At 47.6% G+C, this 9414-nt stretch carries 5 protein-coding genes; 2 read left to right on the top strand and 3 right to left on the bottom strand.

Annotation, left to right across the window (positions count from 1 at the left end; genetic code table 11):
• Nucleotides 1-280 precede the first annotated feature (280 nt).
• Nucleotides 281-574, top strand: a complete 294-nt coding sequence (locus tag ACN0VA_RS15905; protein ID WP_188660316.1) for a DUF3253 domain-containing protein — start codon at nt 281-283, stop codon at nt 572-574.
• An 82-nt stretch (nt 575-656) separates the two neighbouring features.
• Here the strand turns inward: ACN0VA_RS15905 and ACN0VA_RS15900 are convergent, their stop codons facing one another.
• The 3 genes from ACN0VA_RS15900 to ACN0VA_RS15890 form a co-directional block, all read right to left on the bottom strand.
• Entirely contained in the window at nt 657-1616 is a 960-nt protein-coding gene (locus ACN0VA_RS15900; protein ID WP_417822107.1) for a ribonucleotide-diphosphate reductase subunit beta, read from the bottom strand.
• Between the two features lie 41 nt (nt 1617-1657).
• On the bottom strand, nt 1658-3511 hold the full coding sequence (locus ACN0VA_RS15895; protein WP_417822106.1) for a ribonucleoside-diphosphate reductase subunit alpha: 1854 nt from the start codon (nt 3509-3511) through the stop codon (nt 1658-1660).
• 375 nt (nt 3512-3886) lie between these two features.
• A complete protein-coding gene (locus ACN0VA_RS15890) occupies nt 3887-5578 on the bottom strand; it encodes a hypothetical protein (protein WP_417822105.1) in 1692 nt (563 codons plus the stop codon).
• A 256-nt stretch (nt 5579-5834) separates the two neighbouring features.
• Between ACN0VA_RS15890 and ACN0VA_RS15885 the strand changes: the two genes are divergently transcribed.
• A complete protein-coding gene (locus ACN0VA_RS15885) occupies nt 5835-9413 on the top strand; it encodes an AsmA family protein (RefSeq protein WP_417822104.1) in 3579 nt (1192 codons plus the stop codon).
• Nucleotide 9414 lies beyond the last annotated feature (1 nt).

Below are 9414 nucleotides of genomic sequence, written 5' to 3'. Positions count from 1 at the left end.
TATCTCAACCATCCGGTTATCTAGCTAAGCTCTTGTTTTGCCGAAGCTTTTTGAGAGCCCCTCAGGAGCAGCGCCCCGTCGGTGAAGCCGGGTTATAAAGACCTCAAACCACCCTGTAAACACCTTTTTTCAAAAAAATGAAAAAAAAGGTCAAATAAACTGACACATTATACTTAAGTCATTGTTTTTACAGCATGATTTAAATGGTATTATTTGAATTAACCGGGACTCGGTGAATGCCCCTTACATAAAACACGTAAGCTATGATAAAGATAACGCCATGACACAAGATAATGATGAGACGGAATTGCCCGTCACCGACCCCATCGTCACCGGCATTCTTGATGCGTTGGCAGGCGGGTCCTCACTGACCGTAGAACAAACCGCACGCGCCATTGCCGAACAACGGCGCAAACCCAAGGATGGCCCACAGTTATGGCGCAAGTACATGCTGGCGGTTAAACAACAGGCCATGCATCTGGGTAAAACCGGACAAATTGAGATTGTCCATAAAGGCGAAGTCATCGACCCGGATAATTTCAAAGGTCGGGTTCATCTGCGCCTGAAAAAGTAATACGGTCGCGTTACAGACCAACAAAAAAGCCCCTTTCATTTCGATAAGGGGCTTTTTCTATATTTGGCGAATCATTTCACTTTTAATCGAAGGCATCATCCCAAGTGCCTTGAGTCGCGGCCTTGGAATATTCGGTTGCGCGATTTTCAAAGAAGTTGGCATGTTCCACGGCATTGAGCATGGCATCCAGCCACGGGATCGGATTCTTATCGATATGATATTGCGGGGTCATCCCCAACTGTTCCAAACGACGGTCCCCGATATACCGGATATATTGCTTCACATCCTCGGCGGTCATACCTTCCACAGCGCCCATTTCGAAGCATAAATCAATAAAGGCATCTTCATGGGTGACAATGGTCGCACAGGCCTCATAGAGGCGACGATGCAATTCATCGCGATCAATCTCGGGATTCTCTTCCAGAAACGTGCGATAGAGTTTGATGATCGAATTACAGTGCAGCGTTTCATCACGAACCGACCATGTAATGATTTGCCCCATGCCCTTCATCTTGTTCAAACGCGGGAAATTCAGAAGAATCGCAAAACTGGCAAATAATTGCAGACCTTCTGTAAAAGCCCCAAAGACCGCCAGTGTTGTCGCAATATCAATTTTAGTTTCAACACCAAATTGCTGCATGTAGTCGTATTTGTCTTTCATTTCCTTATATTGAAGGAAGGCCGCATACTCGGTTTCAGGGATTCCGATGGTATCAAGCAAATGCGAATAGGCGGCAATATGAATGGTCTCCATATTTGAAAAAGCCGCCAACATCATTTGAACCTCGGTCGGTTGGAACACGCGGGTGTAATGACGCATGTAACAGTTATTGACCTCAATATCGCTTTGCGTGAAAAAGCGGAAAATCTGTGTCAACAGGTGACGTTCGCTTTCCGTCAAATTCTTGTGCCAGTCTTTGACATCATCAGCCAGAGGGACTTCTTCAGGCAACCAGTGGACCTGTTGCTGGGTCAACCAGGCTTCATAGCACCAGGGATAACGGAACGGCTTATAAACGGGATTCGCATCCAGAAGGGACATCTTTTCTTTCTTTCACTATACGTTCGTCTCAGCTCAGCGCCTTACTGACAAGCCAGACATTCTTCATATTTGTTTTCTTCACTTAAGGGCAGGCGCGGGTTATCCGGCGTTTCCACTTTTTCCAGCAGCACGCGCAGGCTTTCCGGCACATGATCTTTGGTGGCGACAACCTCGGCTCGTTGAATGGATTTGGAGCGACAATAATAAAGGCTTTTCAATCCGCGCTTCCAAGCCTGATAGTGCAGTTGATGTAAATCGCGTTTATGAACATTTGCAGGCAAGAACAGGTTTACGGATTGCGCCTGATCAATAAATTTCGCCCGATCCGCCGCCAGATCCACCACCCAAATCTGATCCAGTTCAAAGGAGGTTTTGAAAATATCCTTTTCATCCTCACTCAGGAAATCAAGATGTTGAACAGATCCCTCCTGCACGGTGATGGAGGTCCATGTCTCTTCATCATTCTTGCCATAGCTTTCCAAGACCGCCGCAAGATAAGGGTTACGGACATTAAAGGAACCGGACAAGGTTTTATGCATGTAGCTATTGGCTGCAATCGGTTCGATCCCCGGTGAGGTTCCACCGCAGATAATAGAAATTGATGCGGTCGGCGCAATCGCTGTTTTGCAGGAGAATCGCGCCTTCATGCCGTATTCTGCGGCATCCGGGCAGGATCCGCGTTCATCCGCCAAAACTTCGGAAGCTTCATCCGCTTTTTTCTGAATATGGGCAAAGATATTACGATTCCACGCTTTCGCCAGCGCCGATTCAAATGGAACCCGATTCTTTTGTAAAAGAGAATGGAACCCCATTACCCCCAGCCCAACACTGCGTTCGCGCATCGCTGAATATTTCGCGCGCGCCATTTCATTCGGGGCATTCTGGATAAAATCTTCCAGAACGTTATCAAGGAATCGCATGATATCTTCGATAAAGCGGGGATTGTCTTTCCATGCTTCATAGGTTGCGAGGTTCAAAGAAGACAGGCAACAAACAGCCGTGCGTTCTTCGCCGTGATGATCAATCCCGGTGGGTAAGGTAATTTCAGCACACAGGTTTGAGGTTTTTACGGTCAACCCGGCCAGTTTGTGATGTTCCGGCAAGGCCGTATTCACATGGTCGGAATAAATAATATAGGGTTCCCCGGTTTCAATACGCGCTGTCAAAATACGGATCCACATGGCACGCGCCTTAACACTGCGCATCACCGTTCCATCATGCGGGGACAGCAATTTCCAATCTTCATCATTTTCAACCGCGCGCATGAATTTATCGGACAGGAGAACACCATGATGCAAATTGGGAGTTTTGCGGTTGGGATCCCCCCCGGTCGGGCGGCGAAGTTCGATAAATTCTTCCAGTTCCGGATGCGTATCGGGCAAATAAACCGCAGCGGACCCACGACGTAAGGAACCTTGAGAAATCGCCAAGGTCATGGAATCCATCACACGAATGAACGGAACCACACCGGAGGTCTTCCCCACGCGTCCCACCGGTTCGCCGATAGAACGCAAGTTCCCCCAGTAAGACCCGATGCCGCCACCTTTTGCAGCCAGCCAGACATTTTCTGTCCATAGTCCGACAATACCGTCCAGCGAATCACTCGCTTCATTTAAAAAGCAGGAAATGGGCAAGCCACGGGTTGTTCCACCATTCGACAAAATGGGTGTCGAGGGCATAAACCACAGACGGCTCATATAATCATAGATACGTTGAGCATGCGCATCATTATCCCCGTATGCAGAGGCCACACGACCAAATAAATCCTGATAGCTTTCTTCCGGTAACAAATAACGGTCCGCCAAAACCGATTTACCAAATTCGGTCAGATAATGATCGCGGCTGTGATCCACATGAACTTGTGCCCCACCTTGAACCTGAACCACGTCAAGCATACTTGATTCCACTTTTTACGCCTCCGTTTTGCGTACGATGTCATTTGTATATAGGAACAAAAATCTGTGCAGCGTGAAACACCACGCTCATCATCTTGTACCTGGATCTCGCGATTTAAAGATCGCCTGAGCTGATTCGCAGAGCGACCGCCGCGCTTCAAATTAGGAAACGGGCGGTCGTTGGACCATTTCTTGCTCAAAAAACACTCCAAGATCAGCTTTCTCGTACCCCAGATATTGTGGGTGAGATGGCTGCCTGTCAACAAATTATAGTAATTCTAATGATTTTTTACAGCCCTGAAAAATTCCGCCTGCAAAACAGACCGCACAACGACTGGACTTCTGAATTTAAGATAAGAATTATGGGTAAACGAACTATCGGATAAACAACAACGCGCGCTCAATACCTTCATCAATCGTTGTTTGAATTTCTTCGCCGAGGAAAACGCCTTCCTCTTCCTGTTCTTTTTTCAGGTTCTTAATTTCACCCAAAATAGTCAGTACTTCTTCCACAATTTGTTTGGCAGCACCTTTAAGCTTATCGCCTTGGCGTTTTAACAAGTTCTCGGACGCCTGAATACGTTTACCCACTTTTGAGGCATGAACCGTTTCATGCACAAAAAAGTAATCTTTCAGCGCAGATTTTAGTTTCTCGGGGCTCAAGGTCGTATCGTTCAGGCAGGACAAAACATACTTTGCGTGCTCCATTGGTCGACGGCGCAACTCGTCCATTGTCAAAGGCAAGCGATCCACAACAAAGTTTTGCGACATGCATGCCGCCTGTAGCATATTAATGTCAAATTTGTTTTTACGTTGAAACAACACCACGATCACCAGATCAAAAAAGATGTTGTCATAAAATTTATAAAGGCGCGACAAGTTGGTCACAACCGGTCCGACATCCGGTTCATCCTGCTGATTAACGATCTGGCTGATACATTCATATTCTGTTTCAAATTGCTTTTCGCTCAATTGCAAAGCATAGGACAATAAACCGAAACTAAAATGCTGGGACAGATTAAACACGCCCTGACTTTCCAGTCTTTGCCATTCTTTATGAATTCGGATCGGCGTTGTCTCTTTTTCTGGCGTTTTTCCCTTAACGGATTCTTTTTTCTCTTTTTTCCCAAAGGCAAAAACTTTTTTCAGGCTAGAGCCCAGCCCGCCGGAAGACTCATCACGTTTTTTTGCCCCAAGAACTTTAATTTCCTGCGGCAATCCCGCAATCCCGGCGCGTGCGATTTCGCCTGCCCAATCATCAAACGCCAGACCGACAATCCCGTCAATATCGCGATAGCGGTCTTCCCGATATAAACGCAGAACCTCTTCATCACTGTCTGAACTGTCCGTATGATTATAGACCCGACGTGACAACAAATCGCGTTTCTCGCGGATTAATTCGACAAAAGGCTGTCGTAAAATTTCAGGGAAACGAGGCGACAGTAAAAACAAAGGCGCAACACCATCTTCATGGATACCACTGACCTCAACAGCCTTGCCTTTTTCAACAACAATGCTGTCACCGCGCAAAAAGGCCAAGCGGGCGCATAAACGTTTATAGGCATAATCTATCAGGATTTTTTCTTCACGCTCATACAGGAAGCCTTTCTTCACCGCCGGGGCGGGTTCATCTTCTTGTTGCGCAGAAGCGGGTTCGCTTTTTTCAGGTTCCGAAACAGATGGTGAAGTTTGCGCCGCCGTCGATGTTTCCACATTTATCGGTTTGCGCCCAGCGGCTTGGATACGCTTAATTGTATTGGCCAGCGCATTTTCCAATTCCCCCGCCCTTTTACGGGCAAAAGCCGAAAATTCCTGATCCTTAAATGCAAGGCACTTTTCAAGAAAACTCAGGGCCGTCTGAACCTTCACCAGAATATCCGGTGTTAAATCCCCTGCCTCGTGATTGGCCAATTCCGATAAAATCTGGGTCACCGCATTATCAATGACAGCCATCAGCGTGACTTTATCCGTATTCGGCCCCAAATTCATCAACTGGGCAAAAGCATTCACACCACCGACAGGTGCACTATCGGTTCCTGATAACCCTTCTTTTGGTGGCGTAGGCATGCGCATCACCCTAGTAAAACGTCCATTTTAACTATAGTTATTTACGATATTATTTATCAAATTATGATCATCTATAGGTTATAGTTCAAGTCTTTCAAAGGTTATTTTTTTGAAACCTGAGTAAGTTCTCCTCAATTTACAGTTTCCAGCTCTGGTTGACGGAATTCAATTGTTTATGATTATTAACAAAAGTACTATCGTGCCTGATCCACAAACTGTTATGGATACGAACTGATTTTCAATAGGGTTATTTGTCGTGAAGAAAGTTCTAATCGCGCTATGCATCTTTGTCCTTGTTCTGGCTGCGGCGATTCTCGTTATTCCAAGTTTTATCGATTGGTCCGGTCATCGCGCTGAAATCGCCAAGAAAATAAAAGAAGCAACCGGTCGCGAACTGATCATCGGTGGCGACATTGCCTTCACGGTTATTCCTTCCCCTGTCTTAAAAATCGGCGATATCCATCTTGCCAATGCGACAAATGCCAGCAACACGGATATGATTGCGGTTGAACAGCTTGACGTACGCGTCTCCTTATTGCCTCTGTTGGCAGGCAACATACACGTACAATCTATCCGCCTCATCCGCCCTGTCATTCAGTTAGAAGTTTTGGAAAACGGCAAAGGTAACTGGCTATTTGCGACAGACAACACCAACGTGGGCGACATCGAAACAACAAAACAAAGCAATGATCCGGCCTTTATCGAAAATGATACCTCTAATAGCTCGTCCCTACCCATCCAAATCGATAACCTGATCATTGAACAAGGCCAACTGGTTTATCTGGATAAAGCCAATAACATCCGCGAAGACGTGCGCGACATCAATAGTCGGTTTGCCATTGCAGGCTTGAACGGCCCGTTCGAAGCCGAAGGAACCATGTTGGTGCGCGGTATTCCGCTTGGCATTGAAGGATCGATCGGACAAATCATACACGGACGAACAGCCTCCTTCGCCACGCAAGTCAGGTTTGCGCATGGCAACACCAGCACCCGCATCACCGGCACCCTCGTCAACCTTGCCGAAGGTCCTAAAATCAGTGCCAAGCTTGATTTAAAAGGGGATAGTCTCGCAGGTTTTATCAGTGCCTTCCAAAAAACAGATGAAATGGCAGGCGGGCTGAATCGTTCTTTTTCCGCCCGCGGCGAAATGACTTACGGCCCCAATGGCTTAAGTCTGGGCAAAGACGGCCTCGCGCTTATCGTGGGGGAAGATCGGGGCACTCTGCATGTTGAGTATGAGAAAAAAGAGACCAAACAGCTGAGTGTGAAAGCCAATTTCAGTAAAATTGACGGAGACGCGTGGTTAAATGCATCTCCATATAAAGTCATTGAACCCACCCCTTTAGCCCCGGTTATCACCTTATCCACCAAACAATCCCAGCAGGGCAGTCGAATTTCGGCGGCAATCGGCAACGTTCAAACACCTGCCCAGAAATCATCCGTAAAAGCCCCCGCTGCGCCAAATATCCCAACTGACCTAAATGCAACCGTTGCCATTAATATTGATGCCCTCTTATTCAAAGAACAGGCGATCAGACAAGCACAAGCCAATATATCCCTGACACAGGGGGAAATCGCGCTTGAGCGTCTTTCCGCCATTTTGCCGGGGGCAGGTGAATTGACCGTTTTGGGCGTTGCCGGAGAGCGCGCCGGGAAACTTGGCTTTGATGGAACACTGGATTTAAATGTCGCACATTTGCGCGGTGCCCTTGATTGGCTTCAGATCGACACCAGTCATGTCCCGCTGGAACGCCTGCAGCAAGTCACTCTTAAATCAGATATCAATTTTACCGGTGAAGAGCTCCATCTTCTGAATATGGAAACAAAACTGGATGGTTCCACCCTGAACGGTGGCCTTACCATCGCCTTACAATCCAGACCTTCCTTCGGTGCTTCTTTTCATTTGGATCAATTAAATCTGGATGCGTATCTGCCTGCACAAGGGGGCACACACACACCCACGAAAAATCAAGACAACGCGGAACAAATCGGGGCTGCCAAAGAACCCTCTGTTCAAAGCCCCGCCGCCCCCGTCCTACAATCCTTGAAGTTACTGAATACTTTTGATGCCAATCTTGATCTTAGCGCAGGGCAAGTTGTCTATCGCAAACAAACCATCGAAGACATCCAGATTAAAGCCACGGTTTTTGATGGCAAACTGGATATTCAAGATGCCCATATCAAACAGTTGGCAGGTGTTCGTCTGGCAGCCAAAGGCGGCATTGCGCCCTCAGAAGACGGCTATCATGCCAACAATCTGTTTCTTTCCCTAGATACGTCTGATTTCACAAATGCAGCGACGCTCATTGGCCTTCAAGATGCCCTTGACTGGTCCAGACTTGGCACCGGGAATGCCAGTATCACTTTGAATGGCCCTGTTTTATCCCCCGATATGGATATTAACGTAACCGCCCTTGACACCACCTTGTTTGCCGCAGCCAAAGCGGACCTTCTTCCGTTGCCCAAAGCAGAAGCCAGCATCAACCTTGCCATTTCCGATTTTGCGAAATTAACCCAAGGTCTTGGGGTGAGCTATCGCCCGCGCGGTCCCCTGACAAAACTGGATATCAGCGCGGACCTGAATGCGGACCTGACGCAAACCAACCTGAAAAACATTGTCGCCAAAATTGGTAAAGATCAAGTCAGCGGACATATTCTTTTTAAACAACAAAACCGTCCGCACCTTAATGTCAACTTGCAAACCGATCATCTAAACGTCACGCCGTTTTTACCCAATGATCCTCAAACCACATCCAAGACGCCAACGTCCAATACATCGCAGCCGTCTTCACAGACCGCCCCCCCTTCAAACCGTTGGTCAAAGGATGTGATTGATTTTGGCTTCATGCAAAACATGGACGCTGATCTTCAACTAAACGCAAAACGGCTTCTCTATAAAAAGGTCGTTCTGGATAATCTGGTCCTAACCGGGCAGCTAAAAGATGCGGAACTCAATATCAGTGATGCCAGCGCCAACCTGTTTGGTGGACAAGCTAAAATCGTCTCAAAAATTGTCACGGGTGAAACGAATGACATTCAGGCGACACTCGATGCCAGCGGTCTGAAACTGAAGCCGCTGCTCAGCCAAACCGGTTCAACAACTGTTGCAGATGGTACATTGGCCCTGAAGACAATGCTCGTCACCCAAGGCAAAAGCGAGAATGATTTTGTTTCCAATCTGAATGGGAATGGTGCCCTCAACCTGAATCAGGTTTCCGTTTCTGGTAAAAATACAGGCGGTTCCCTTTTCGACATCCTCAATCTTTTGGCGACCCTATCCGGTAAAGACCCAACAAAAGGTTTGGCCGACATTGCCGTTCAATCCGATATCACAAAGGGTGTTGCAAAACTCAGTCAAGCGAGCCTGACGTCCCCCATTGCGGGGGGAAGCGCACAGGGGCAACTGGATTTGCCCAAATGGTATATGGATGTCAGCGGGACCTTAAATATCAAGCAAAATGCCTTGATCGGCCTGTTGGCACAAAAAGCGAAAATGAAACAAGATTATCCCTTCGCCCTGAAAGGACCATTGGATGCCCCCAATGTGAAACTGGACACCGGCAGTCTCAGCAGTGGCGGTGGATTGATTATTCCCCTACCCGACAAATTAGAGAAAAAAGGCTACGGCAATCTTATTCGCGGTCTCATCGGCGCATCAGGCGGTCAAACGCAACCCACAGAAAAAACGGCCCCCGCAGCATTGCCCGCCCCACAAAATGACAGCGAAACACTTGCCCCGCCTCCACCACCCAGTGCTGCAAACGACAACAGGCAAGCCCCTAGCCCGGAACAACAATTGTTACAAGGTATCGGTGATTTACTGCGTAAAAAGTAAA

Source organism: Terasakiella sp. (assembly GCF_048267425.1).
Classification (GTDB): Bacteria; Pseudomonadota; Alphaproteobacteria; order Rhodospirillales; family Terasakiellaceae; genus Terasakiella.
Note: the sequence above shows the minus strand (reverse complement) of the source record. Positions and strands in the feature narration are given on the sequence as shown.